The sequence below is a fragment of the Rikenella sp. genome (assembly GCF_056799795.1).
The window spans coordinates 38,425-64,834 of the sequence record NZ_JBQIQO010000010.1 but is presented as its reverse complement, the minus strand read 5'-3'; the positions used below and the strand labels follow the sequence as shown (position 1 = coordinate 64,834).

The 26,410-nt window shown below is 57.4% G+C and carries 17 protein-coding genes, 2 tRNA genes and 1 pseudogene; 17 read left to right on the top strand and 3 right to left on the bottom strand.

What is annotated here, in order from left to right; genetic code table 11:
* Positions 1-992 precede the first annotated feature (992 nt).
* From ACTO3O_RS04255 to feoB, 6 genes are all read left to right on the top strand, one after another.
* Positions 993-1,814, top strand: coding sequence for a cell division protein FtsQ/DivIB (locus tag ACTO3O_RS04255; protein WP_297832060.1), 822 nt, complete (start codon positions 993-995; stop codon positions 1,812-1,814).
* Between the two features lie 61 nt (positions 1,815-1,875).
* Positions 1,876-3,417: a cell division protein FtsA gene (ftsA, locus tag ACTO3O_RS04250; RefSeq protein WP_297832057.1), complete on the top strand. Its 1,542-nt coding sequence runs from the start codon at positions 1,876-1,878 to the stop codon at positions 3,415-3,417.
* A 26-nt stretch (positions 3,418-3,443) separates the two neighbouring features.
* Complete coding sequence (ftsZ, locus tag ACTO3O_RS04245; RefSeq protein WP_297832054.1) at positions 3,444-5,111, top strand: cell division protein FtsZ; 1,668 nt, start codon at positions 3,444-3,446, stop codon at positions 5,109-5,111.
* Positions 5,112-5,231: 120 nt separating this feature from the next.
* Positions 5,232-5,313 (top strand) — tRNA-Tyr (locus ACTO3O_RS04240).
* A gap of 422 nt (positions 5,314-5,735) precedes the next feature.
* A tRNA-Gly gene (locus ACTO3O_RS04235) sits at positions 5,736-5,811 on the top strand.
* Between the two features lie 250 nt (positions 5,812-6,061).
* Positions 6,062-8,563: a ferrous iron transport protein B gene (feoB, locus tag ACTO3O_RS04230; RefSeq protein WP_297832049.1), complete on the top strand. Its 2,502-nt coding sequence runs from the start codon at positions 6,062-6,064 to the stop codon at positions 8,561-8,563.
* An 896-nt stretch (positions 8,564-9,459) separates the two neighbouring features.
* Here feoB and ACTO3O_RS04225 read toward each other — a convergent pair.
* Positions 9,460-9,784: pseudogene (locus ACTO3O_RS04225) on the bottom strand (M23 family metallopeptidase); the annotation flags it as partial.
* Between the two features lie 1,751 nt (positions 9,785-11,535).
* Here ACTO3O_RS04225 and trxB point away from each other — a divergent pair.
* From trxB to ACTO3O_RS04170, 11 genes are all read left to right on the top strand, one after another.
* The gene (gene trxB / locus ACTO3O_RS04220; RefSeq protein ID WP_297831162.1) at positions 11,536-12,465 is read left to right on the top strand and encodes a thioredoxin-disulfide reductase; all 930 of its coding nucleotides are present in this window, start codon (positions 11,536-11,538) and stop codon (positions 12,463-12,465) included.
* Positions 12,466-12,816: 351 nt separating this feature from the next.
* Entirely contained in the window at positions 12,817-13,473 is a 657-nt protein-coding gene (locus tag ACTO3O_RS04215; RefSeq protein WP_297831158.1) for an inorganic pyrophosphatase, read from the top strand.
* Between the two features lie 11 nt (positions 13,474-13,484).
* Positions 13,485-14,282, top strand: a complete 798-nt coding sequence (locus ACTO3O_RS04210; protein ID WP_297831155.1) for a DUF4304 domain-containing protein — start codon at positions 13,485-13,487, stop codon at positions 14,280-14,282.
* A 142-nt stretch (positions 14,283-14,424) separates the two neighbouring features.
* On the top strand, positions 14,425-15,027 hold the full coding sequence (locus tag ACTO3O_RS04205) for a LemA family protein (RefSeq protein ID WP_294593870.1): 603 nt from the start codon (positions 14,425-14,427) through the stop codon (positions 15,025-15,027).
* Positions 15,028-15,042: 15 nt separating this feature from the next.
* The gene (locus ACTO3O_RS04200; RefSeq protein WP_297831150.1) at positions 15,043-15,870 is read left to right on the top strand and encodes a TPM domain-containing protein; all 828 of its coding nucleotides are present in this window, start codon (positions 15,043-15,045) and stop codon (positions 15,868-15,870) included.
* Between the two features lie 409 nt (positions 15,871-16,279).
* Positions 16,280-17,251: a type I phosphomannose isomerase catalytic subunit gene (locus tag ACTO3O_RS04195; protein ID WP_297831147.1), complete on the top strand. Its 972-nt coding sequence runs from the start codon at positions 16,280-16,282 to the stop codon at positions 17,249-17,251.
* Positions 17,252-17,352: 101 nt separating this feature from the next.
* The gene (gene rpsO / locus ACTO3O_RS04190; RefSeq protein WP_294591613.1) at positions 17,353-17,628 is read left to right on the top strand and encodes a 30S ribosomal protein S15; all 276 of its coding nucleotides are present in this window, start codon (positions 17,353-17,355) and stop codon (positions 17,626-17,628) included.
* Positions 17,629-17,789: 161 nt separating this feature from the next.
* Positions 17,790-19,931, top strand: a complete 2,142-nt coding sequence (pnp, locus tag ACTO3O_RS04185; RefSeq protein WP_297831144.1) for a polyribonucleotide nucleotidyltransferase — start codon at positions 17,790-17,792, stop codon at positions 19,929-19,931.
* A gap of 608 nt (positions 19,932-20,539) precedes the next feature.
* Positions 20,540-22,198: a tetratricopeptide repeat protein gene (locus tag ACTO3O_RS04180; RefSeq protein WP_297831138.1), complete on the top strand. Its 1,659-nt coding sequence runs from the start codon at positions 20,540-20,542 to the stop codon at positions 22,196-22,198.
* Between the two features lie 154 nt (positions 22,199-22,352).
* Complete coding sequence (smpB, locus tag ACTO3O_RS04175) at positions 22,353-22,808, top strand: SsrA-binding protein SmpB (RefSeq protein ID WP_294591605.1); 456 nt, start codon at positions 22,353-22,355, stop codon at positions 22,806-22,808.
* A gap of 333 nt (positions 22,809-23,141) precedes the next feature.
* Entirely contained in the window at positions 23,142-24,374 is a 1,233-nt protein-coding gene (locus tag ACTO3O_RS04170) for a YeiH family protein (RefSeq protein WP_297829867.1), read from the top strand.
* Positions 24,375-24,459: 85 nt separating this feature from the next.
* Here ACTO3O_RS04170 and ACTO3O_RS04165 read toward each other — a convergent pair whose 3' ends face one another.
* Together ACTO3O_RS04165 and ACTO3O_RS04160 are read right to left on the bottom strand one after the other, a co-directional pair.
* Complete coding sequence (locus tag ACTO3O_RS04165; RefSeq protein WP_297829865.1) at positions 24,460-25,356, bottom strand: YegS/Rv2252/BmrU family lipid kinase; 897 nt, start codon at positions 25,354-25,356, stop codon at positions 24,460-24,462.
* 36 nt (positions 25,357-25,392) lie between these two features.
* Positions 25,393-26,409: an FAD:protein FMN transferase gene (locus ACTO3O_RS04160; protein WP_297829863.1), complete on the bottom strand. Its 1,017-nt coding sequence runs from the start codon at positions 26,407-26,409 to the stop codon at positions 25,393-25,395.
* Position 26,410: the final 1 nt, after the last annotated feature.

Below are 26,410 nucleotides of genomic sequence, written 5' to 3'. Positions count from 1 at the left end.
AAGCGACTTGCGCTTTGGACAAGATTTCCCAAGGCGCGCGGACAAAGATCGGTGTACGAAAATGCGGCGAAGCGAAAGCGGAGCCGCAGTGAGGCCGACACGGGGCGGAGAACTGGGTTCTGCTTTGGGCAGTGCTTGTGCGACCTTTAGGTCGCCTGCCTCGTCGCCCAGCGGCGTAGCGGCTTCGGGGGGATGGGCGACAGGCCGAAGTTCAGAAAATTGTGCGATGAATGGGTGCTGTGCTTCTGCGGCTCGCAGAGCCGCGCGGGCCGAAGCCTTCCGCAGCGGAGGTCGCAACTGGCGTTGCTTTAGGCCCCGCAGGCTTCGACCCGATCGGGCGACAAGGCTGAACTTAGGCTAAGAACGAAATAGGCGCCAAGGACGAATAGATTATGCTTTTGCAACTTGTAGAGTCGCTCGGGCCGGACGCCTGCCCACGGGCGGGACGCACAGCGTCTTTTACTGGCCGCCTCTATCCCACGACAGCACCTCCCGGTCGCCCGACCCACTTTAGTCGAGAGTGAATATTAAGGGTCGGAGCCAGCGTGGCCGGAAACGAGCATCGCGACGTTGCAGGCCTACGCCTGGGGTGGCTCCGGCCCGGGCGGTTCTACGAACCGCAGGGATGCACTCAAAACGCAAATAGGGTAACTCCAGTCCCTTGCCCCCCGCGGGCCCGCGGCCCGTTTATTCCGAGAGGCACCGCAACTGAAGACCGTGGCCACGATTACCCACACTGTTGGGACTGAGATGCTGTGCATAGAAGTCCAAAAACACCCCGTTCGTTCTACCGATAGCGGACGACCAGCTATACCCGCCGTTGCCGACCTTTACCGGCCCGCCCGAGTACGAGTCGCGGTAGCCCGGGGCGGACGCCAAAACACTCTGGAACCCTGCCCCTCGAAAAAGCGCACACCCACCGGGAGAAAACTTATCGAAAACCGATCGAAATGTCCTCAAAAAGACGGAAAATAGGACATATACTGCTGCTCGTGCTACTCATAGCCTACGGCATCGTAGCCGCCCGCTACTGCACCGTGCGCGAAAGGGAACTCAAATGCACCGGCATCGACATCGTCGTTCGCGACAGCGCCGAACTCGCCTTCGTTACCCCTGAAATCGTGCGCAGATGGCTGGCCGACAGCTCTATACGCGTTATCGGCATGGGGTTGCGCGGCGTCGACGTCTATGCCATCGAACGTCTCGTCGAAGCCCACGAATTCGTCGCCTGGGCCGAAGCCTATACCGCCATCGACGGCCAGCTCCATATCACCCTCGGCCAGCGGAAACCTGTCATGCGCGTGGTGAGCGAATCCGGACACAACTTCTATGTGGATGACGACCTGGTGCTCCTTCCCTCCCAGAGCGACTATATCGCCGACGTGCCCGTGGTGAGCGGACGTCTGACCTTCGGTTTCCCGACCGACTATTTCGGTCGTTTGGATGAAAAAAAGTTCCCCGCAGAGCGGGAATTGTTGCATAATCTCCTTAACTTTGTCCGTCAGGTAGATACCGACCCGTTTTTGGACGCCCTGACCGCTCAGATCTACTACGACGGAAATGAGGTACGATTATTGCCACGCGTGGGACGTCAGGTGATCCGCTTCGGCGAAGTCGGCGACTCCGTTGCCGTCGCCCGGCGGCTCGGGAAACTCTCCCGGTTTTACCGCCGCTCCTTTGCCGACGGATGGTGGCGGTCGGCCACCGAAATCGACCTCCGCTTTCGGGGGCAGGTCGTGAGCAAAAATCCGGTGCCCGACCCTCCTCCCGGGACGGCGGAAGCGGGCGACTCCATCCGCCCGGCCGCACGTTAGGCCGCCGGCTTTCGCCGCAGGAGAGTGCATACCGAACGAACGAAGAGCACACACGAGATATATGGATAATAACGAATACGTTGCAGCGGTCGATCTGGGCACCACGAAAGTGGTGATGGCCGTCGGACGCAAAGCGGAAAAAAACAAGATCGAAATCGTCGCGCTCAAGGAGGTCGCCTCCAACGGCGTGATGAAAGGCGATCTGAAAAATATAGAGCAGGCTTCGCAAGTGCTGAGAGAGGTGAAAAACCGGCTCGAACAGGAACTTGGGATTATCGTGCGCGAAGCCTATGTGGGTGTTTCGGGGCAGCATATCCAGTGCAATCGGACACAGGGATACGTTACCGTGCAGAATATGACCGACGCCGGAGTGACCGAAGTGAGGCGCACGGACGTCGAACGGCTCATCGAAGACCAGCGCAACGCATCTTTGCCGGCGGGGAAAACCATCATCAGCATCCTGCCCCAGTCGTATATTCTGGACGGCGAAGACGACATCAGCGAACCTGTGGGGATGGAGGGGCGCAAGCTGGAGGCCAAGTTCAACGTCATTATCGGCGAAGAGACCGCTATCGAACGGATCAGACGGTGCTTTCAACGCGTGGGGCTCAATTTGGCCGGGATTGTCTTGCAGCCGCTCGCTTCGGCCGAAGCCGTGCTGAGCGACGACGAAAAGGAACTCGGAGTGGCCGTGGTGGATATCGGCGGGGGGACGACCGATATCTGCGTGTATTATGACAAAGTGATCCGGCATCTGGCCGTGATTCCGATCGGCGGGAATATCATCAACAAAGATATTCGCGCCTACGGGATTTTGGAGCGGTACGTCGAAAAACTCAAGACCTCGTTCGGCGAGGCCGTGGCCGAGCGGACGCCGGGCGACAAGTACATCAATATCCCCAGCGTCAACGGGCAGGCGCCGAAAGAGATCGCCGTGAAGACCCTGGCCGGGATTATCGAAGCCCGGATGTACGACATCATCGACTACGTGAAGATCGAGATCGAACGGTGCGGATTCAAGGGACGGTTGGGGGCAGGGATCGTGCTGACCGGCGGGGGAGCCAATTTGAAAAACCTCGACCTCCTCTTCAAAATGCACACCGGGATGGACGTGCGGATCGCTCAGCCGGTTACCTACGTGGCGGCGGATTCGGTGGAACTCGTTTCGGCGCCGAAATACTCCACTTTGACCGGGATCGTCCTCGATGCCGTGCGGAAAGGAAACTATACCGAGATCGATGCCGCCGAACCGGCGCAAACGGCAGGAGAGCCTCAAAACGCGGGAGTTGCCGCGGGAGACGAGGACTACTACCATACGCCGGCCGGACAACAGAACGGGCGGGCGATGGCTTCGGGGAATACGGCTGTTGCGGGGGGAGGGTATGACTCTTCTTATACGCCTGAGGCCGACTCCTATGAGGGGGGACAGCAGGAAGGAGGATATGAACCGGATTCGTACGGGATGGACGGTGACGAGGAGTACCTGGACGACTATCCGGAAGAGGAGTTGCGTCTCCGGAGACCTAAACTCTCCGAACGCGTGAAACGTTGGTTCGGCGGAATGTTCACCGACGAAGAGGTCGACGACGACGACAGTTATTGATACCGATTTTATCACCAGCAGGCAAAATGGTTGAATTCGTAGATATAGAACCGGTCAGCTCGTCCATTATCATGGTCGTGGGGGTTGGCGGCGGGGGGAGCAATGCCGTGAACCACATGTACAAACTCGGGATTACGGACGTCTCGTTCATGGTCTGCAACACCGACCGGCAGGCCTTGGGACGGAGCCCGATTCCCACCCAGATCCGCCTCGGAGAGACCCTCACCGAGGGGCTGGGGGCGGGGAATAAGCCCGAACGCGGACGCGCTGCTGCCGAAGAGAGCATCGAAGAGATTCGGGAAGTCTTTCGCGAGAAGAACATCAAGATGGTCTTCGTCACCGCCGGGATGGGCGGCGGGACAGGGACAGGCGCTGCGCCGGTGATTGCCAAGGCGGCGAAGGAGATGGGGATATTGACCGTCGCCATCGTCACCATTCCGTTCAAGACCGAAGGACGGCGGCGGATTTTGCAGGCGATCGACGGGATCGAAGAGATCAGACACAATGTAGACTCGTTGCTCGTGGTGAACAACGAGAATATCCATGAAATTTACGGCGAACTCACCTTATCCGAGGCTTTCGGCAAAGCGGACGATATTCTGGCTACCGCAGCGAAGAGTATCGCCGAAATTATCACCCAGGAATATCGCGTCAACGTCGACTTCGCCGACGTGCAGACCGTCATGAAAGACAGCGGCATCGCCTTGATGGGCTCTGCGCGCGGGAGCGGCGAAAATCGCGCCAGAGAGGTGGCCGAAGCGGCTATGAGCTCGCCCCTGCTCAACCACAAAGATATTTCGGGCGCCAAGAACGTCCTCCTGAATATCACCTCCGGCAACAAAGAGGTCACCTTGACCGAGACCTATCAGATCACCCAGTTCATGCAGGAGCGGACGGGGAACGACAACTCCACCGACCTGATCTGGGGGGCCGGCACCGATGAATCTTTGGGCGACGACATCCGGATCACCGTGATCGCCACCGGGTTCGACATCGACAGCATTCCGGCCATTCGCGAACGGTATGCCGAAGTCGTGGGGCGCGATCCGAACGCCCGTCGGAACGGTATGGGGACGGGTCGGCCTGTGGCCGGACAGAACGAAGGGCCCAAGCGGGAGACCATCTCGCTGATCGATCAGGAGGGAGGCGCCGGTTTTTCCGGACGGGCAGACAAGAAAGCCAAGGCGGGATCGGGAGACGAGGGAGACGATTTTTCCGTCGTGACCCATGACCGGGGCGAACCGCAGTTCGCGGCGAGCCATACCGCTTATGACCGTCCTTCGGTGTCGATCGCAGAGCGGGAGCGCGAAATGGTGGCCGAAGAGCGGCAACCCGTGGTCGACGCGCCGATGACGGAAACGCCGATTGCAGCGGTAGAGCCTGTGCCGGTGCCTGCGCCTGTGCCGGTGGTTGAGGTTACCCCTCCGGTTCAGGTGGTGCAGGCTGTGGAGACCGTGGTGGAGCCTGTTGCTCCGGAACCGCAGCGGGCGGACGATGACGATATCACCGCATTGACAGAGGAACAGATCGAAAATATTCCCGCCTACATTCGTCGTCGGATGAAGATTTACGCCGGTGGGGCTCCGGCGGGGGGGAAGGTGTCGCGTGAGACGTTGAAAAACGAGGGCGGTTCGGGCGGTTCTCATTCGCGCGGCGGAGGGGCTGCGGATGGGGGACACCATTTGTTCGATTGATTTTCGGACACGGTGTTGGAAAATCCGGAAATTTTGCACACCTTTGCACCGCATTCGGCAGAAGAGGGCTTTTCTCTTTGAATGCAATGCCGATCGTCGTTCGATGAACGACTTCCTTTCGGGCGGATACCAGAGTGGCCAAATGGGGCAGACTGTAAATCTGCTGTCTTCGACTTCGGTGGTTCGAATCCATCTCCGCCCACAAAGATTTTCGATGCGAGCCGTAGGCTTTTCGGATTTCTGGCGTTCCGCGCAAATTTATTTGCAAGCGGGAACGGCATGAAATCCGAAAAAAGACAACGAGAGTTGTTGCGGCGAAAATCTTTGTAGGGGTCCCGCCGGGAGGCCGTGGATCACGGCACGCCAGTGACGTAATCCTCTCTGCCGCACGAAAAAAGATGGAGGTAATGGATCATTAGTGACGTAATCCATCTCGGGGGTAACGGAGGCAATGATCACGCCGTGCCAGCGACGTAATCTTCTCCGCCCAACAAAAGAGAGGTATCCGTCCAAAACGACGTCATCCTCCTCGCCTAACATCGGCAAAAGAAAGCAAACGATAAAATCTCCGGAAGATTTGTTCGTAACCGGAAAAACGCTATCTTTGCAGCGTTGAAAAAATAAGCGGAAGTAGCTCAGTTGGTAGAGCATCAGCTTCCCAAGCTGAGGGTCGCGAGTTCGAACCTCGTCTTCCGCTCCAGAGAGAGACAGATGCTTTTTATCGCATCTGTCTCTCTTTTTTGTATCCGGGTGAAAAAAAGTGCCGAGTCGGCCACGCGCTTTCCCGGCTGAAGGAAAACCCGACTACCTCTCCCCGAATCCCCCAAAAGAGGGATGTTTAACTCCTGATCTCCCCAGAAAAAGGGATCTATACCCAGCCGCGCATCCCCTAAATTTGTATCCCGAAGAGGAGAGGAAATCGTTATCTTTGCTCCTCGCTATCGACCCATATGGAAAACGAATCGATTTGTCGCCCCCTGTCGGAGCTCTCCACCTCCGAGAGCGGCGTCATCGTCAAAGTCCGCGGTCACGGCTCGTTCCGCAAGCGCATCGCCGAGATGGGCTTCGTGCGCGGCAAACGGGTGACCGTCATTAAGAATGCCCCGCTGATGGATCCCGTCGAATACGAGATCATGGGGTATCATATCGCCCTGCGCCGCAGCGAAGCCGAGCGAATCGAAATCTCGACCGCTCCCGACGCCTCGACCGCCTCCGCCAGCGGGACAGCCCTTGCTCAGGTCTTGCAGACCGACGAGATCGCCAACCGCTTCCTCCACGAAGCCGGACGAACCATCCAGGTCGCCCTGGTCGGCAATCCCAATTGCGGAAAAACCTCGCTTTTCAATCTCGCCAGCGGCTCGCACGAACGCGTCGGAAACTACAGCGGTGTGACCGTCGAAGCCAAAGAGGCGACCGCCCGGCAGGCCGGGTATACGCTCCGCCTGTCCGATCTGCCCGGAACCTACTCCATCACCGAATACACCCCCGAAGAGCTCTACGTGCGGCGGCATATTCTGGAGCAGATGCCCGACGTGGTGATCAACGTCGTCGACGCTTCGAATCTGGAGCGCAACCTCTTCCTGACCACCCAGCTGATCGACATGAACCTCAAGGTGGTGATCGCCCTGAACATGTACGACGAGCTGGAGCGGAGCGGAGCGCGGTTCGATTACGAGGCTTTGGGGCGGATGATCGGGATTCCGATCGTGCCCACCGTGGCGTCGAAAGGCGAGGGGATCGACGCCCTGTTCGACCGCGTCATCGCCGTTTTTGAGGACAACGAGCCGATGGTGCGTCACATCCATGTCCACTACGGCGAGGAGATCGAGTGCAGCATTCGGGCGCTTCAGAGCCTGATTTGGCAGAATTGCGACATCGTGGCGTGCTATTCGTCGCGTTACCTGGCTATCAAACTGTTGGAGGGCGATCGCGAGACCCTTTCCCTGCTGGACGGAGTGGCCAATTTCGACGAGATTCGTCAGGCGGTCGAGCGGGAAATGGCCCGTTTGGAGCGGCTCTACAACGATTCGGTCGAGACGGTGGTGGCCGATGCGCGGTACGGTTTTATCGCGGGGGCGCTGGAGGAGACTTTCGTGCCCGGGACGGGGGATAAAAACCGGAAGGCGACGCGGATCGACCGCATTATGACCCACCGTTTTTGGGGGTTTCCGATCTTTTTTCTGCTGATGTGGCTGATGTTCGAGGCGACGTTTACGCTGGGCGGCATTCCGGCCGGATGGATGGAGAGCGGGGTGGAGTGGCTCGGCGGCTGGGTCTCCGGCGCGATGGCCGAGGGGCCGCTGCGCGAGTTGCTGGTGGACGGGGTGATCGGCGGGGTGGGGGGCGTGATCGTCTTTTTGCCCAACATACTGATTCTCTTCTTCTTTATCTCGCTGATGGAGGATACGGGCTATATGGCTCGGACGGCTTTCCTGATGGATCGTTTCATGCACCGGATCGGGCTGCACGGCAAGTCGTTCATCCCGCTCCTGATGGGGTTCGGGTGCAACGTGCCGGCGATTATGGCTACGCGGACGCTGGAGAGTCGCAAAGACCGCATACTGACGATGCTGATTCTGCCGTTTATGTCGTGTTCGGCCCGGTTGCCGGTCTATGTGTTGCTGATTTCGGCTTTTTTCCCGACGGGGCAGGGGCTGGTGCTGATGTCGATCTATGTGATCGGGATCGGGGTGGCTGTTCTTTCGTCGGTGGTGCTCAAACGGTTGCTGTTCCATCGGGCCGAGGCGCCTTTCGTGATGGAGTTGCCGCCGTATCGGATTCCGACGGCGCGCAGTGTCGTGCGGCATATGTGGAATAAGGGGTCTCAGTATTTGCGAAAGATGGGGACGGTGATTCTGGTGGCTTCGGTGTTGATTTGGGCGTTGGGACACTATCCGAGGCCGACGGCGGAGCAGGAGGCGGCTCTTGCGCCGTCGGAGCTGGCGGAATGGCAGGCCGAACACTCCTATATCGGGCGGTTGGGGCATGTCGTGGAGCCGGCGATGCGGCCGTTGGGTTTCGACTGGAAGATCGGGGTAAGTCTGTTGAGCGGTCTGGCGGCGAAGGAGATTGTGGTGAGCACGATGGCGGTGTTGAACCGTCCGGCGGAGGTCGCGGTAACGGGTGGTGCGGCTGGCGGCGGCGAGGAGGTGTGGCGGGCGGAAGAGGCGGCTTTGGCGCAGGAGGCGGGCGAGGTGGATCGGCAGTTGGTGCGGAGTCTGCGGGCGCAGCGGCATACATCGGGGACTTTGGCGGGGCAGCCGGTCTATACGCCGCTGGTGGCTTATACGATGATGTTGTTCATCTTGTTGTATTTTCCTTGCGTGGCGGCGGTGGCGGCGATCCGAAAGGAGGCGGGCTGGCGGTGGGCGCTCTTTTCGGTGCTCTATACGACGGGGCTGGCGTGGGTGGTTTCGTGCGCGGTCTACCAGATCGGCTCACGCTTCTTTTAATTCATCGATTTTCTGTACTCCGTTTTTGGATACAGGAAGGTACTGTTCTCTTTGTTCACAAAGAGAACCAGAAAAACTTTAGAGCGCATCCCTGCGGGATGCTCTGGCCGTGTCTGCCCGGTAGGTTGGGCTGGGCTTTCTCGGCGGGGCGCTATAATGCGAGTATTACCCCAATGCGCCCGCGCCGGAAAACCACAGCCCAACGAAACAAGGCGGAGAGAACACGTGGTCGGCCCAACGGGACGACCTCTGCAAAAGTCTTTTGGGTACCTTTTCTTCAGAAAAGGTACGGTTCTATCCGGCACAAAGAACTGCGTGCGAGAAATCGATCAAATAATAGAATAGAGAGATGACCCAGGAGACGATAGTATGGATTGTGGTCGGAGTGTGCGCCGTGATAGGAGCCGTGTGGGCCGTGCGGAGAGTGCGAGGCAAAGCCACCCGCTGCGGTTGCGGTTGTGCCGGTTGTTCAGCCTCGGTCAAATCCTCGAAAAACAGTTGCGGCCGGCGTACCGACACCGACCGCATATAAAACCGTGGTGCGACCGAACCGTCGCAGCCCTTCTATCGAATTTTCAGCTTTTTGCCTAACGGCAGCGTCGCCTCCCGGTTCAGGTTGTTCAGCGCGCAAAGGTTGGATACCGTCGTGCCGAAACGCCGGGCAATCCCCCACAGCGTATCCCCCGACCGTACCGTATAAGTCGTCGTTGTCGAAGCGGCCGTCGCCGTTTTGCCGGTATGGCTCGATGTGCTGCTGCCTGCCGAACTCGTGTCCTCCCGATCCGTCGCCTGCGACGGAGCCAGACCGCTCGCCCGGTTCTGCGCCACGATGCGTCCGTTGGCCTGCTTCGTCACCGAGAGCACCCCGTTCTGCAACCGGTGGTTGTGGTAGTCGATCACCAGGGCCGGATTGATGTGCTGTCCCTGTACCCGCACCTCGAAATGGCAATGCTCCGTCGTTGCCCGTCCCGTCCGTCCGATCAGACCGATCGCGTCGCCCGCCCGTACCACATCGCCCACCCGCACCAGATTGCGTGTGTTGTGTGCATAGAGCGTCTCCAAACCATTCTTGTGCCGGATCACCACACAGTTGCCGTATCCGCTGTAGAGCTTCGACATGCGCACCGTTCCGGCGAACGCCGCCCGTACCGTGTCGTTTTTCACCCCTTTGATATCGACCCCCGTGTGCACGCCCCGTCCCCGCGGCCCGTATCCCGACAGGAACCGGCCCCGATAAGGGTAACAGAACCGTTGTTCGTTGAGTACCACGATAAAACGGTTGTTGCCCTTGCCGAACGGATCGTAATACGAGAATTTGACGTGTTCCGTTTCGTTCGGTTGGAACTGGTGCACCGGCGGAGCGGTCGCCGTGACCGTCCCTTCCGCCGCCGCTTCGTCTACGACCGTATTTTCCTCCTTCGGCGTGTTGATGAACGTCGGTACCGGTTTGTCCCGCACCGTCGCGTCCGGCATGGTCAGCGCACGCGCCAAAGCCGAAAGCTCCGAATCCTCCGAATTTTGCGCGGCGTCTTGCGGAGCGCTCGTCTGTAAAGTCTGTTCCGTCTGCGACTCTGCGGCATTCTCCTGTGCGGCAGGTTCTTCCGGAGTCGTATGCTCGTCGTCCGTTTCCGTGTCCGTCGTCGGTTGAGCTCGTCGCTGCGTATTCGCCGCCATCATCGCCCGTTGCTGTTCCGCCTTGGCCGCTTCCGCCGCTTTGGCCTGTGCCTGACGCTCGGCCAGCAGGCGCCGGGCCTCCGCCTTGCGCCGTTTGTCCAATGCTCGCTGCTCTTTGGCGGTCAAAGTCGGCGTCACCTCCGACACTTGCGTCACCGATCCCGACACCTGTTGTTGCCGAGGCGGACGAACGGTCGTCTGAGATGCCGTCGCAGTTTGAACCGGAGTTTGTGCGGGTTGCTGCGCCGCAGCTTCGGGAGCGGGTTGCGGGGCTTCCTCCGGCTTAGGTGCTGGCGGCGGAGTCGGTTCCGGCGAAGCCGCCCGGCGGGTGACGAATGAAATATTTTTTATCTGAGCCGCCGATGCTTCGGTGGCTTTCGGAATCCCCAATCCGCCCCGCACCGGCCTCACCGGTTCGTTGTTCTGCTCTGCTGCAGCTCGTTCCTCCTGAGCCCTCAGGCGGGCCTCTTGTCGCAGCTGACTTCGTGTCCGTTTAGGTACGGGTACCGACGGCGTTGCCGACGGTGCCGGCTGGGTCACGTAGCTCCGCGGGGCGATCACCTCGGCCTGCGACCGGGCGAGTGTCCCTTCGTTGTTGCTGCGCGGCCCCCGGGTGTATTCCTGTTTCGGGATACGGCTCGGGGTGGGCGCTTCGCTGCGGGTCTCGGTCATCAGCCGCTCGCTGCGCACGACGGTCGATTGCGAGTAGTTGTCGAACGAGCGTGTCAGGAGTCCGGTGGTCGCCACCGGAGCCAGCTTCGGGGCGCAACCTGCCGTCCCCAGCCATACGGCTCCGATCAGCCAGTATGCCAGCCGAATTCCTTTCGAATTTCTATGAGAAAATCTTTCCACGTTGCAAAGATAGTGAAACCCGGGTGTAATCGGTTGTCGGTACTTCGTTTTATCCGTTCTCGACGCGGGCTGTAAAATCCCTATCTTGACGATCCGATGTCCAAAAAATAGACATTTTTGTTTTGCTCTGTTTTGGCAAAATATTTATTTTCAGGCGAGTATGGATAATGGTACACCTGTTGAGAGACTCCGCATCGGGCGGAAATAGAACAAACGTCGGACGACCGGTCGTTTTACGAAACGATGAGCCGAGTGGTGGGGGAGTTGCGAAACGCGGACGCAACCGGATATCGAACTGAGGGGAGACGACCCGGCGGAGACGGCAGAGCGCCTGATAGACCGAATCATTCGAACCGAGGGGAGGAGTAAACCCGAAAATCGCTAACTTTGTCTTCGTAAATGCCGACAACGGCGGATCGTGAAACGAATAAAACGCACAAACAGTTATGAGTGAATCTATTAAGTGTCTGATTGTCGGCAGCGGGCCGGCGGGCTATACGGCGGCGATCTATGCGGCCCGGGCGAATCTCGCGCCGGTGGTTTACGAGGGGATCGAACCGGGAGGACAGCTGACGACGACGACCGAAATCGAGAATTTTCCGGGCTATCCGGAGGGGATTTCCGGAACGGCGATGATGGAAGACCTCAAGAAACAGGCCGAACGCTTCGGGACGCAGGTGCGGTTCGGGGTGGTGACGAAGCTCGACCTGAGCGCGCGCCCGTTCGCGGTGGAGATCGACGGCGGAACGACGGCGCTGCGGGCCGAAACGGTCATTATCGCGACGGGGGCGTCGGCGAAGTACCTCGGGCTGCCGTCGGAACAGAAGTTCCGGGGGATGGGGGTCTCGGCGTGCGCGACGTGTGACGGGTTTTTCTACCGCAAAAAGGATGTGGCGGTGATCGGCGGGGGAGACACGGCGTGCGAGGAGGCGACTTACCTGGCGTCGCTGTGCCGGCAGGTCTATCTGGTGGTGCGCAAGAATTATCTCCGGGCGTCGAAGGCGATGCAGGAACGGGTCTTCACGACGCCGAACATCGAGGTGATCTTCGAACACAACATGCGCGAGGTGCTGGGCGACGAGAACGGGGTGACGGGGATGTTGCTGGAGTCGACGGCGGGGGCGGAACGGAGGGTCGATGTGGACGGTATATTTCTGGCGATCGGCCACCATCCGAATACGGAGCTGGTGGCGGGGCAACTCGAACTGGACGAACAGGGATACATCATCACGCATCACGGGCAGACGAATGTGGCGGGTGTTTTTGCGGCGGGGGATGTGCAGGATCCGCGCTATCGGCAGGCGATCACGGCGGCGGGGTCGGGCTGTATGGCGGCGCTGGAGTGCGAACGCTTCCTCGCGGAACATACATTGTAATTTTAATCGTTCGTTTACTGTGTCTACCCGGCTGGAACCGTACCTTTTCTGAAGAAAAGGTACCCAAAAGACTTTTGCAGCGGTCGTCCCGTTGGGCCGACCACGGGTTATCTCCGCCTTGTTTCGTTGGGCTGTGGTTTTCCGGCGCGGGCGCCTTGGGGTAATACTCGCATTATAGCGCCCCGCCGAGAAAACACAGCCCAACCAATTGGGTAGACACGGCCAGAGCATCCCGCAGGGATGCGCTCTGAAGTTTTTTTGGTTCTTTTTGTTCACAAAAAGAACAGTTCCCTCCAGGTAAGGTGCAACTAAACGAATGAATATAAAGAACAGATTAATATGTCGAAATTGATGGATCCCATAGTGGGTCAGTTGATGGGATTGCGTTATAAATCCCATCCATGGCACGGCGTGAATATCGGCGACGAAGCACCCGATAAGGTGACCTGTTTTATCGAGATCGTTTCGACCGACACCGTCAAGTACGAAGTCGATAAGGAATCCGGTTACCTTTTTATCGACCGGCCCCAGAAATATTCCAATACCGTCCCCGCCCTGTATGGTTTTCTGCCCCAGAGCTATAGCGGCGAGCTCGTGGCCCAGCTCAGCAACGAAGCCTTGCAGCGTACCGACATCCACGGCGACGGCGACCCGGTGGACGTGTGCGTGCTGACCGAGAAGACCATTACGCACGGCGATATCCTCGTCCACGCCAAGCCGGTGGGCGGCATTCGGATGATCGACCACGACGAGGCCGACGACAAGATTATCGCCGTGTTGAAGCACGATGCCGTTTACGGCAATGTCGACGACGTGTCGCAACTGCCGCCGTTGGTGGTGGAGCGTCTGCGGCACTACTTCCTGACCTATAAGGACTTGCCGGGTGCTAAGCGGAACGTCGAGATCACCCACATTTATGGCGCCGACGAGGCCAAAGAGGTGATTCGGCGATCGATGGAAGACTATCACAACCGTTTCCACAACCTGGAGGCGCTGCTCAAGTTGTAACCTCGAGTCAGATGAAGCAGGCGCTGGAAGTGACGGGTGATGATATGCAGGAATTGCAGGGAGAAAAGCTGAGCCCGATAGAAAAACGGAACATTCTTGTCAAACAAGTAATCAAACCATTATTTAAGAAATATGGTTTTTCCGCGAAAGGGTCGAACTGGTATCGCGAGATCGAAGATGCGTATATCATCGTTCACCTGATGAATTCGCAGTTTAACGATGCCCGACTCGGCGTGCGCTTTCGCTTTCACATCAGCGCTTCAAAAAAAGACGAGATACGGGATACATTATCTAATCAGTGGATCCATAACTCGTTTCATAATGAGTTGTTGCAGTTCGCTTTTTTGCCCTACGGCGGGATGATGTCGCCGTTCTATGCCGGTGATATGTATCGAATCGACGGTTATGGCAAGGACACGCCGGTAGAGGGGATTTGCAAACGGATCGGCGAAGATTTTGAGCAATATATCTTGCCGGAGCTATGCGCGATACAGTCGTATGAGGATTTTATGGAAATGCGCGGCCGAAAAAAGAAACGGTATGAAGAGAAAGAGATAAAAGTGTTTCAGTACTATTATGCCGTACAGACGGCCGGTGTGACCAGGTGGTGTGGAGATCCCTCCCGCCCTTTTAGGGAGATGATGGATTTGAGGAAAAAGTTAGGCCTGAGTGCGGAAGATATTTTGTCGCACCTCGAATGGCTCGACATATGCCGGGAAAACTCTTATTATCCGGACTTTGATGCGAGAGGATTAGTCGAAGAATTGGCTCGACAGGCCTCGAAGGAAGAGGCGGGTTTTTTCGTATAGAAAACCCCGGCACATTTATTTCTGGAGTTCCGGTAACTCGAATCTCACGAGAGACCCCTCCGACGAATTGTGCCCGATAATTGCTATGCTTTTCGTCGAATTATTCTCCGTATATTTGTAGAACTCAAAAACGAACGAAACGATGAAAAAAGGACATTGGATATTGATTATCGTGCTGGGGGCGATCGTGGTGATAGCGGCCGGTATTTACAGCTGGGTCAAAGGGAATTACAACGGGTTGGTGGAACGCAGCCAGGAGGTGGCGGCACAGTGGGCCAACGTGGAGAACCAATACCAGCGCCGGGCCGACCTGATTCCGAATCTGGTGGCTACGGTCAAGGGATATGCCACCCACGAAAAGGCGACGCTCGAAGGGGTGATCGATGCGCGAGCCCGGGCTACGCAGGTGCGGATCGACTTCAACGACTTGAACGAGGAGACCTTGGCCAAATATGCGCAGGTGCAGGGGGAGTTGTCTTCGGCGTTGAGCCGGCTGATGGCGGTTTCGGAGGCCTATCCCGACCTCAAGGCGAACCGGAATTTCACCGATTTGCAGACCCAGCTGGAGGGGACGGAGAACCGGATTGCGACCGAACGCAGGCGGTATAACGATGCGGTGCAGGCGTATAACGTTTATGTACAGCAGTTTCCGCGCAATCTGATCGCTGGGATGTTCGGTTTTACGCCGAAAACTTTCTTCGCGGCGGAAGCGGGGGCGGAGAAGGCTCCGAAAGTGGAATTTTAATCGACTCCCCGGAGGATGTGTAGTATGACGGGCGGTCGGATAAAGCGTTGGGGGCTGGCGCTGGCGGGTGTTTTTCTGCTGGCAGCGGGCGGTGTGCGCGGACAGGCGATTCCGAAACCGATGTCGCCGCCGCGGCTGGTGAACGACTATGCCCACCTCTTTTCGCCGGAGCAGCAGCGCGTGCTGGAGGATAGCCTGGTGGCTTTCGATGCGGCGACTTCGACGCAGATCGCGGTCGTGACGGTCACCGACCTCGACGGTTATCCGGCGGCGGAGTATGCCACGCGGATTCTGGAACAGTGGGGTGTCGGCTCCCGCGAGCACGACAACGGGGTGGTGCTGTTGGTCAAGCCGCGGAACCGGTACGGGCGGGGCGATGTGTTTATTGCGGTGGGGTACGGACTGGAGGGGGCGTTGCCGGATATCACGGCGGGGCGGATTATCGATGACGAGATGATTCCGTATTTGCAGTTCGATCCGCCGAATTATTACGCTGCGGTGGCGGCGGGTACGGCGGCGATTCGGGCGGCGGTGCGCGGAGAATACACGGCACGGCAGGTGGAACGGGAGCCGGGGTTTTGGGACGGGGCGACGTGGATACTGACAGCGGGGGTGGTGTTTTGGATAGTGATTCTGCTGATCCGTTCCTATAAAAAAGGAGGGTCGGATGATGACGATTCGAATACAGGAGGACGGGGTGGAAATGGTGGCCGGCGAGTTTATCGGGGCAGGCCGATGATGTTTCCTCCGATCTTTGGCCGTGGCTTCGGTGGGGGATCGGGAGGCTTCGGCGGTTTCGGGGGCGGACGAACGGGCGGCGGCGGGGCCGGGCGCTCATTTTAATCGTTCGATTATCGTTTTTTGCCCTGTATAGAACTGTTCTTTTTGTGAACAAAAAGAACCAAAAAAACTTTAGAGCGCATCCCTGCGGGATGCTCTGGCCGTGTCTGCCCGATTGGTTGGGCTGGATTTTCTGGTGTGGCGCGCTATTATGTGGCGAACTATCTTTAAGCGCGCCCACCGGAAAAATCCCAGCCCAACGAAACAAGGCGGAGAGAACACGTGGTCGGCCCAACGGGACGACCTCTGCAAAAGTCTTTTGGGTGCCTTTTCTTCAGAACCGAGTAGCGTACCGAGAGCAGAGACCGCTTGCGGGATTTGCCGAGGTAGCACGAGGAAGACGAAGTCAAAAGGTACGGTTCCGTCCAGCACAAAGCACAGATAAACGAAGAATTAAAAATAGAGGAGAGTTATGCTTTATCCGTTGAAATTCAAGCCCATTTACAAAGAGCGTATTTGGGGCGGTCGGAAGATCGAGACCGCATTCGGCAAGCAACTTCCCGCCGGAGAGAAAATCGGCGAGAGTTGGGAACTTTCCGGCGTAGACGGTGATATATCCGTCGTAGCCAATGGTCAGCTCAAAGGGAATAACTTGCAGGAGCTCACCGAAATCTATATGGGAGATTTGGTCGGCGACAAAGTATTCGAACGGTACGGTGAGGAATTTCCGCTGCTGATCAAACTGATCGACGCCGACGACAACCTCTCGATTCAGGTGCATCCGGACGACGAACTGGCCGCCGAGCGGCACCAGTCGTTCGGGAAGACCGAGATGTGGTACGTGGTGGGGCATGAAGCCGGAGCGCAGCTTTATTTGGGATTCAACCAGCCGGTCGATCGGGCGAAATACCTCAAATATCTGAACGCCGGGCGGCTGGCCGAGCTGCTGACCGCTTACAAAGTCGAAGACGGCGATTCGTATTTTATTCCGGCCGGCACGATTCATGCCATCGGGAAAGGGCTGTTGATCGCTGAAATTCAGCAGACTTCGGATATTACCTATCGGGTTTTCGACTGGAACCGCGTCGATCCGAAGACCGGAAAGGGGCGAGAACTGCACACCGAACTGGCTTTGGACGCGATCGAATATAAATCCCGGTCGGATTATAAGACCGTGGCCGCTCCGCAGGTGAATGCGCCGGTGACCCTCGAAAAATGTCCCTATTTTCAGACCAGCTCGTTGATCATTTCGGGTGAAGCGGTGCGGGATTACGCCGCATTGGACTCGTTCGTGATCTACATTTGCCTCGAAGGGCAGTTGGAGATGGCCTACGACGGCGGAACGGAGACGATCGCTAAGGGCGAGACAGTGCTTGTGCCGGCCGAATTGAACGAGATCGTGTTGCGGGGGAGCGGGAAGTTGCTGGAGGTCTATATTCCGTAGGCGATGGGCCGGGAAGGCTGCTTTTTTTCTGCGGAATCTTGGAAATCCCCCAAAGAAACCCTACCTTTGCCCCGCTTCTAATTAATAGACCGTATAATTACATGAGCAACTACATCGACACCCAGAAGAAACAGGAACTGTTTCAGAACTACGGGAAATCGGCTACCGACACCGGTTCGCCGGAGAGCCAGATCGCGCTTTTCTCCTTCCGGATCGCGCACCTGACCGAACACCTCAAACAACACAAACACGACTACAACACCCAGCGGTCGCTGCTGAAACTCGTCGGGAAACGGCGCAGCATGCTCGACTACCTGATGAAAAACGACATCGAACGCTATCGGGCCATTGTCAAGGCGCTCGGGCTGCGTAAGTAATTCGGGCCATTCCGGCGCAAGTCGTATTTTTGTTATAAAACAAGGCGGTTTCTTTGCCCTCGGCAGAGAAACCGCCTGTTTTTTTACGAATCACCCCCTCGCTATATTTGCAGGGGGCGTTTTTTTTGTAACTTAGTCCCCGAATTTTCAAGGAAAAAACCATGTATTACAACGCAACCAAAAAGAATATCGAGCTGAGCGGCGGCCGGACGATCGAAATCGAAACCGGCAAACTCGCCAAACAGGCCGATGGAGCCGTGGTCGTGCGGCAGGGCGATACCATGCTGCTCGCGACCGTCGTGGCGGCGAAGGATGCCAAAGAAGACGTCGACTTCATGCCGCTTTCGGTCGAGTATAAAGAGAAATATGCCGCCAACGGGCGTTTTCCGGGCGGTTTCCTGAAGCGCGAGGCACGGCCGTCGGATTACGAAATCCTCGTTTCGCGCTTGATCGACCGGGCTTTGAGACCGCTCTTTCCCAGCGACTACCACGCCGAAGTATTTGTGACCGTCACCTTGCTCTCGGCCGATCCGGACATTCAGCCGGATGCACTGGCCGGGTTGGCCGCTTCGTCGGCGCTGGCCGTTTCGACCATTCCGTTCGGCGGGCCGATCTCGGAGGTGCGCGTGGCGCGGATCGGCGGCGAATTCGTCATCAATCCGACCTTCTCGCAGATGGAAGGCGGGGCGTGCGACCTCGATATCATGGTGGCGGCGACCTACGAAAACATCATGATGGTCGAAGGCGAAATGAAAGAGGTCTCGGAGGCTGTGATGCTCGACGCCATCAAGTTCGCCCACGCCGAAATCAAGAAACAGTGTCAGGCGCAGTTCGAACTGATGCGCGAGGTGGGGAAGACCGAAAAACGCACCTACTGCCACGAACAGAACGACGCGGCCTTGCGGGATGCCGTGGCGGCGGCTACCTATGACAAGGTGTACGAAGTGGCCAAGAGTCAGTTGCCCAAGCACGAACGCAGCGATAAATTCGACGAAGTTTTGACCCGATACCTCGCCGATTTCGCCGCACAGTACGGCGAAGAGGAGCTGGCGGCCAAGGAGAGCATGATTCGGCGGTACTTCCACGATTATGCCTTGAAACCGGCCATGCGGAACATGATTCTCAACGACGGGATCCGGCTCGACGGGCGGAAAACCACCGAAATCCGGCCGATCTGGTGCGAAGTGGGCTATCTGCCGGCGCCGCACGGCTCGGCGATCTTTACGCGGGGCGAGACCCAGTCGCTGACCACCGTGACGCTCGGGACGAAACTCGACGAAAAGGTGATCGACGACGTGTTGCGCGAGGGAACCGAACGGTTCGTGCTGCACTACAACTTCCCGCCGTTCTCGACGGGCGAGGCGCGGCCGGCCAGAGGGCTGTCGCGGCGCGAAATCGGACACGGTAACCTGGCTTTCCGGGCCTTGAAACCGATGATTCCGGACGAGGGGGATTGCCCGTATGCGATTCGCGTGGTTTCCGATATTCTGGAATCGAACGGTTCGTCGTCCATGGCGACGGTTTGCGCCGGGACGCTGGCGTTGATGGACGCCGGGGTGAAGATCAAAAAACCGGTTTCTGGGATTGCCATGGGGCTGATTGCCGAAGGGGATCGGGTAGCGGTGCTGTCGGATATCCTGGGCGACGAGGATCACCTCGGGGACATGGACTTTAAGGTGACCGGGACCGCGGACGGGATTACCGCCACGCAGATGGACATCAAGGTGGACGGCCTCTCTTATGACGTGCTGGCGGCGGCGTTGGAACAGGCGCGTCAGGGGCGTATGCACATCCTCGGAAAGATTACGGACACCATTGCGGCGCCGCGCGAAGACTATAAACCGCATGTGCCGCGGATGGTACAGATCACCATTCCGAAGGAATTCATCGGTGCGGTGATCGGGCCGGGCGGCAAGGTGATCCAGGAGATGCAGAAGGAGACGGGGACTACGATCACGATCACTGAAGAGGGCGAGATCGGCAAGGTCGACGTCTTCGGCGCGAATAAAGAGGGGGTCGATGCGGCCATTGCCAAGATCAAAGGGATGACGGCGGTGCCGGAGGTCGGGACGATCTACCACGGGAAGGTGAAATCGGTGGTGGCGTTCGGCGCGTTCATCGAAATCCTGCCGGGGAAAGACGGCTTGCTGCACATCTCGGAAATCGACCATCGGCGGTTTGAAACCATGGAAGAGACGGGAATCAAGGAGGGTGATATGATGGATGTGAAACTCATCGCGGTAGATCCGAAGACGGGCAAACTGAAACTTTCGCGTAAGGTGCTGATTGAAAGGCCGCAATAATTTTTTACGGCGGCTACGTATTTTTTCGAGTCGGTGCGCCTGTTTTGGAACGGAATTTGTAAATATTCCGAACCGAAAGGAAAAATAACCGATGCCTTTTATACTTGTTCTTTGGCTACGGGAGGGTACTGTTCTCTTTGTGAACAAAGAGAACCAGAAAAACTTCAGAGCGCATCCCTGCGGGATGCTCTGGCCGTGTCTGCCCGATTGGGTTGGGCTGGATTTTCGGCGGGCGCGCTAATAATGGGCAAGAACCCCACGCGCGCCTCGCCTGAAAATCCCAGCCCAACGAACAAGGCGGAGAGAACCCGTGGTCGGCCCAACGGGACGACCTCTGCAAAAGTTCTTTGGGTACCTTTCTTGAAAGAAAGGTGCGGTTCCAGCCGGGGCAAAAAAGAGTATGAAAAAGAGATTGAAATTTTGTTTATCCTAAAACAAAATCAGGAACAAATACGTACCTTTGTCCATTGCAAGTAAAGCGAAGGAAAAAAGACCGAAAAACCAATTAATAAATAAACAATTCACTGATTATGAGAAAAGTTTTAAACCTCAGCCTTGCAGTTATCGCTGCGTCGGCTCTTCTCACCAGCTGTAATTGCTTCAGCAAAATGATGAAGAAGACCGCACAGGGCACCACGGCGACCTGTGCGCCGGAACTCGTTACCCTGAAAGGGGACAACGCGGTGACCACCATTACCGTGAACATTCCGGCCAAAGCATTCCACAAATACGGCGTGCTGAAAGTGACCCCGGTGATCGTATCGTTGATCGACGGTACCGAATATGCCGGCGAACCGCGCTTCTTCCAGGGCGAAAAAGTACAGGACAACTACACCGTCGTTCCCTTCTCGGGCGGTACGGTGACCATGGACGTGGCTATTCCTTACAACCCGTCGATGCGCCTCTCGCAGCTCGTGCTGAAAGCTGAAGCGAAATGCTTGAAACGCGGGAACAAGATCAAAAACTTTACCCCGTATGAAACCCCGATCTACGTGACCAACGGGGTGAGCTCCTTGCAGCTGATGGCCGACAACTATGCGAAAGTGGCTATCGCTCCGGACGCATTCCAGCGCGTGACCAACATCTCGGAAACCGCGAAGATCATGTTTACGATCAACCAGTCGAACGTCCGCTCCAGCCAGCTGAGCAAAGAAGACATCAAAGCGCTGGAAGACTTCATCATCGCCAACAGCGGTGACGCGAAGAAGAAAGTAGGCGATGTCTACACCCAGGCTTACGCTTCGCCGGACGGCCCGTTGGCCCTCAACGACAGACTGTCGAAAGACCGCGGTACCTCGACTCACAAAGCGATGAGCCAGAAGTTCAAAAAAGACAAAGTTCCGGCTAACACCAAATTCGACATCAACGCGATGGGCGAAGACTGGGAAGGCTTCAAAGAACTGGTCGAAAAATCCGATATCCCGGACAAAGCGCTGATTCTCCAGGTGCTCGCTATGCAGAAAGACCCGCAGGTGCGCGACCGCGAAATCAAAAACATGAGCGCTGCCTTCAAAGTGCTGGCTGAAAAAATCCTCCCGGAACTCCGTCGTTCGAAAATGACCGTCAACGTTCAGGTGGAAGGCTTGACCGACGCCGAACTCAAAGAAGCTGTCGCTACCGACATCAACAAACTCAACGTCGAAGAGATGCTCTTCGCAGCTACCCTCTACAACGACAACGCTACCAAAGCGAAAATCTACAAAGCCGCTGCTGAAAAGTACAACTGCTACCGCGGGTACAACAACCTCGGCGTCGTATTGGCAAACCAGGGCGACTACGCTGCTGCAAAGGCCATGTTCCTGAAAGCCGCTTCGCTCAACAGCACCGACCCGTACGTGATCAACAACCTCGGCGTGGTTGCCTTGGCTGAAGGCAAGAAAGCAGACGCTGCCAAATTCTTCGCAGCATCTTCGATTCCGGAAGCTAAATACAACCAGGGCCTCGTAGAACTCGCTAACGGGAACTACGCAGCTGCCGCTCGCACCCTCGATGGGTACAACCAGGCACTCGCTGAACTCCTCAACGGCAACGTGGCTAAAGCAAAACAACAGCTGGCAGGGATGAACACCTGGCGTGCTAACTACGTGAAAGCAGTGATCGCTGCTCGCGAAGGCGATGCAAACGCGCTGGTTTCCAATCTGAAAGCTGCCATCGCTCAGAACCCGGAAGCTGCTGAACTCGCTGCTACGGACGTGAATTTCTACAACTACTTCGAACACGCTCAGTTTGTAGAAATCGTGAAAGTCAAAGTGAAAATGAAAAACTAAGGACTTTCCTTTAAAATTCGGGGCACCCCGGTTCTCTCATCCGAGAGGGCCGGGGTGCCTCTCTTTTTTCTCGCCCCCTCGATGACGGAAAAATGCGGATAAGTATTTGCACGTACCGTCCGAAGCCGCGGAATCGTTATCTTTGCATCCGAAAATGGCGGAACAGAACAAAATATCCATCAAAAACAAACGGGCCTCCTTCGACTACGAAATCCTCGAAGAGTGGGTGGCCGGTATCGTGCTGACCGGAACCGAAATCAAATCGATCCGAATGAGCAAAGCCAGTCTCGTCGACTGCTTCTGCTATCTGCACAACGGTGAATTGTTCGTGCGCGGCATGAACATCGCCGAATATCACTGGGGAACGTACAACAATCACCAACCGAAACGCGATCGCAAACTCCTACTCAATCGGAAAGAGTTGAGAAAGATAGACCGGGCGTTGCAGGACAAGGGTTTGACGGTGGTCGGGATCAGGCTGTTCGTCAACGAGCGCGGTTTGGCGAAGCTGGTGATCGGCTTGGGACGGGGACGCAAAAAATACGATAAACGGGAGCATCTCAAGGAAAAGGATGCGAAGCGGGATATGGATCGCGCTATGAAACGCTAATTGAACCGTTTGTTTACCGTGTCTACCCGGATAGAACCGTACCTTTTCTGAAGAAAAGGTACCCAAAAGACTTTTGCAGAGGTCGTCCCGGTGGGCCGACCACGGGTTCTTTCCGCCTTGTTTCGTTGGGCTGGGTTTTCGGCGAGCGCGCTTTAGGTATTATGCCCATTATTAGCGCGCCGCGCCTGAAAATCCCAGCCCAACCTACCGGACAGACACGGCCAGAGCATCCCGCAGGGATGCGCTCTGAAGTTTTTTTGGTTCTTTTTGTTCACAAAAAGAACAGTACCATACAGGGCAAAGACAGATAACGAACGATACAATAGAGAATATATGCGACAGATACTGAATCAATTTAAGACCGAAGACTGGCTTGCCGTAGGCGCCGGATTGTTGATTATGCTGTTGGCCATCGCGATGCCTGGACAGATGCCCGTGATGCCCAAGAGTTTGGCGAGCTGGGGAGCCTGGCAGAACATCGCTCTGCTGATCGCAGGGCTGTTCGTGATCGTTTATGGCGCCGGCAAGATGCTCGGACGCTCCACGCGAGGGATACTGCCCTCGTTGCTCGTGATCTTCGGGATCGCTTTGGCCGCGCAGTACGTCGCCGGGTTGCCCGCCGTGAAGAATTCCACCGGGCTGGAGAGCGTCTTTTTCGCCGTGGCATTCGGGCTGTTGATCAGCAATACCGTCGGCGTGCCGGATTGGATGCGGCCGGCGTTGCAGAGCGAGTTTTACGTCAAAATTGGGCTGGTGCTCTTGGGAACCACCGTTATTTTCGGCGAGATTATGCAGGCCGGGGCCTTGGGGCTGATTCAGGCATTGGTGGTCGTGCTATGCGTCTGGAACTTCGGCTACTGGGTGGCCCGGAAACTCGGCGTGGATCGCGAGATGTCTACCATGCTGGCCAGTGCCGTGTCGATTTGCGGTGTTTCGGCTGCGATCGCCACTTGCGGGGCCATTAAGGGGGATAGCAAAAAGCTGTCGTATGTGATTTCGCTGGTTTTGGTGGTTGCCATTCCGATGATGTACGGGATGCCTTATCTGGCCATGTGGATGGGGCTGTCGCCCGAAGTGGCGGGGGCCTGGATGGGCGGGACGATTGATACGACCGGGGCCGTGGTGGCTTCCGGAGCGGTGCTGGGCGAAACGGCCGAGCAGTATAGCGTGATTGTCAAATTCTCGCAGAATGTCTTGCTGGGGCTGGCGGCTTTTGCGATTTCGATCTACTGGTCGTATGCCGGTAAGGATCACCGCGAGAAACCGACCGCAGGGGTGCTGTGGGAACGTTTCCCGAAATTCGTGTTGGGTTTCGTGCTGGCGTCGCTCGTTTTCAGCTTCGCGATGCCGGTCGAGACGGCACATCGGATCGGAGGGGTGACCAAGAACTTGCAGGGCTTTTTCTTTGCCGTCGCCTTCGTTTGCATCGGTCTGGAGACCCGGTTCAAGGATATTTTCAACAAAGATTTCAAGAAACCGCTGTGGGGCTTCCTGATCGCTCAGGGATTCAACATCGTATTGACCTTGATCGTGGCTTACCTCTTGTTCTCGCATATCGGCGATTAGCCGGATGCGGATTTCTATCTGAAAAACGGGGGCGCTTCTTTTCGAAAAGAAGCGCCCCGTTCTCATTGGGTTGCAAAACCTCCGGCTATTTCTTCGCCTTTTGCGGCACGATCACCGGTAAGGCTCCCGGCAGGCATTCGATGTCGAGCGGAAAATCGGGCCCCTTTTCGCCGTCGATGTCCGACGTGACGTGTTCGTTTTCAATGTGCAGTTTGCGGGTCTGGAAGTAGACGATGTCGCTCGGATAGGCCGCCCCCTTCCGCTTCATCAGGAAATGGAAGACGTTTTTGACGCTCTCCACGATGTTTTCGCCCCGGATGATCAGGATGTCGAACAGCCCGTCCGTCGCGCTGGAGTGGCTGGCGAGTTTCAGGTTCCCGGCCGTCTGGCCGTTGAAGACCAGCAGCAGCAGGCAGCTCCCGCGGAAGGTCAGTTCGTCGGCTTCGACCGTGATGTTCATTTTGCGGAACGAAGGCAGTTCGCCGATGCTGCTGACGTAGTAGGCCAGTTTGCCGAAGACGTTTTTGAGGGCGGTCGGCGTTTTGTGCGACACTTCGGTGAAGAGACCGCTGCTCAGGACGTTGATGAAGTAGCGGTCGTTCACGCGTCCCATGTCGAGTCGTTCGGTCTTCCCGTTCAAAATAGCCTGGCACGCGTCGTCGAGGTTTTCGGGCATGCCGATCAGGTGGCTGAAGTCGTTGGCCGTACCGGTCGGCAGGATGGCGATCGGGATCGTGATACCCCGGTGGGTCAGGTAGTTGACCAGCCGGTTGATGGTGCCGTCGCCGCCGGCCACCAGGAGGTGTTCGGGGCGCAATTCGCCGATCAGCGTGCCGAGGTCGGAGAGACCTTTCTCCCGCGTGATGCGGAAAAGGGTCAGCACATAGCCGGCCTGCTGGTAATGCCGGGCGATCTGATCCAGCTGGGCGACGATCTGCGCTTCGCCCGAGATCGGGTTATAGAGGAAGAGTATATTTTTCATAAGGTGGATAACGCTTTGACAGAGGAGAGGCGCGGACTATCGGGTCACTCGTTTTTCGATGTTCGGCGTCATGTAGACCCCCATCGAGCCGTCCGACCGGCCGTAAATCAAGTAGCCTTCCAGTTCGCGATGCCGCGCCAGCAGCTTCTTGCTCTCCTCCAGCCCCAGCACCATACAGGCCGTCGCATAGCCGTCCGCGATGGCCGAGGTCGGCGCGATGATGGTCGCCGACAGCAGGTTGTGCACTGTCGGCCGCAGGGTCTGCGGGTCGATCGTGTGGGTCACTTTGTTGCCGTTCTCGTCGAAGGCGAATTTGCGGTAGTTGCCCGAGGTCACCAGCCCGGCGTCCGTGAGCCGCAGGATGGTTTGCAAGTCTTCGCCCGGCACCATGTTGCCCTCCACCGGCCGGTCGATCCCGATGCGCCAATCCCCGCCGCGCGGGCTCTCGCCGCGGCAGAGGATTTCGCCGCCGATCTCCACCATGTAGTCCCGGATGCCGAGCGAGTCGAAGAGTTCGCCCACCAAGTCCGACGAATAGCCCTGCGCAATCGCGTTGAAGTCCAGGGCCAGTCGCGGGTCGGTCTTCACGAGGCGCCCCTCCTCGATCTTCACCTTGCCGTAGCCGGTGAAGACCCGGATCGAGTCGATCTCCCGTTGCGACAGCAGGTGCGGGGTCTCCTCCGTCCCGATGCGGTAGGCGGCGATCAGCGGACGCAGCGTCACGTCGAAAGCCCCCCGGGTGTCGTCGCTGATCCGGCGGGCGATGGCGAGGCACTCCGCGATCCAGCGGTCCGGCCGGGCCGAGGTGTCGTTCTCGTTGAGCCGCGTCAGCAGCGAGCTCGGGTTGTAGACCGACATCGAGTTGTCGAAATCCTCCAATAGCTCTTCGATGTTCGACCGCAGGTCGCGGCCTTGCGGATCGTGGTAGACGATATGATAAGTGCTTCCCTGAGTAAAGCCGTCTACTGTCGTATAGGACGTTTTCGGCGCACAGGAGAGGAGGCCCAGTGTCGCCCATGCGCCGAGGAGTGTCAGGCTGGTCGTCGTTTTCATA

Coding starts and splice junctions, on each gene's coding strand:
- feoB (WP_297832049.1), top strand. CDS start 6,062: ATGGAAAACGAATCGATTTGTCGCCCCCTGTCGGAGCTCTCCACCTCC.
- ACTO3O_RS04165 (WP_297829865.1), bottom strand. CDS start 25,356: ATGAAAAATATACTCTTCCTCTATAACCCGATCTCGGGCGAAGCGCAG.
- ACTO3O_RS04170 (WP_297829867.1), top strand. CDS start 23,142: ATGCGACAGATACTGAATCAATTTAAGACCGAAGACTGGCTTGCCGTA.
- ACTO3O_RS04180 (WP_297831138.1), top strand. CDS start 20,540: ATGATGAAGAAGACCGCACAGGGCACCACGGCGACCTGTGCGCCGGAA.
- smpB (WP_294591605.1), top strand. CDS start 22,353: ATGGCGGAACAGAACAAAATATCCATCAAAAACAAACGGGCCTCCTTC.
- ACTO3O_RS04215 (WP_297831158.1), top strand. CDS start 12,817: ATGGATCCCATAGTGGGTCAGTTGATGGGATTGCGTTATAAATCCCAT.
- ftsA (WP_297832057.1), top strand. CDS start 1,876: ATGGATAATAACGAATACGTTGCAGCGGTCGATCTGGGCACCACGAAA.
- ACTO3O_RS04210 (WP_297831155.1), top strand. CDS start 13,485: ATGAAGCAGGCGCTGGAAGTGACGGGTGATGATATGCAGGAATTGCAG.
- trxB (WP_297831162.1), top strand. CDS start 11,536: ATGAGTGAATCTATTAAGTGTCTGATTGTCGGCAGCGGGCCGGCGGGC.
- ACTO3O_RS04200 (WP_297831150.1), top strand. CDS start 15,043: ATGTGTAGTATGACGGGCGGTCGGATAAAGCGTTGGGGGCTGGCGCTG.
- rpsO (WP_294591613.1), top strand. CDS start 17,353: ATGAGCAACTACATCGACACCCAGAAGAAACAGGAACTGTTTCAGAAC.
- ACTO3O_RS04205 (WP_294593870.1), top strand. CDS start 14,425: ATGAAAAAAGGACATTGGATATTGATTATCGTGCTGGGGGCGATCGTG.
- ACTO3O_RS04195 (WP_297831147.1), top strand. CDS start 16,280: ATGCTTTATCCGTTGAAATTCAAGCCCATTTACAAAGAGCGTATTTGG.
- ftsZ (WP_297832054.1), top strand. CDS start 3,444: ATGGTTGAATTCGTAGATATAGAACCGGTCAGCTCGTCCATTATCATG.
- ACTO3O_RS04160 (WP_297829863.1), bottom strand. CDS start 26,409: ATGAAAACGACGACCAGCCTGACACTCCTCGGCGCATGGGCGACACTG.
- pnp (WP_297831144.1), top strand. CDS start 17,790: ATGTATTACAACGCAACCAAAAAGAATATCGAGCTGAGCGGCGGCCGG.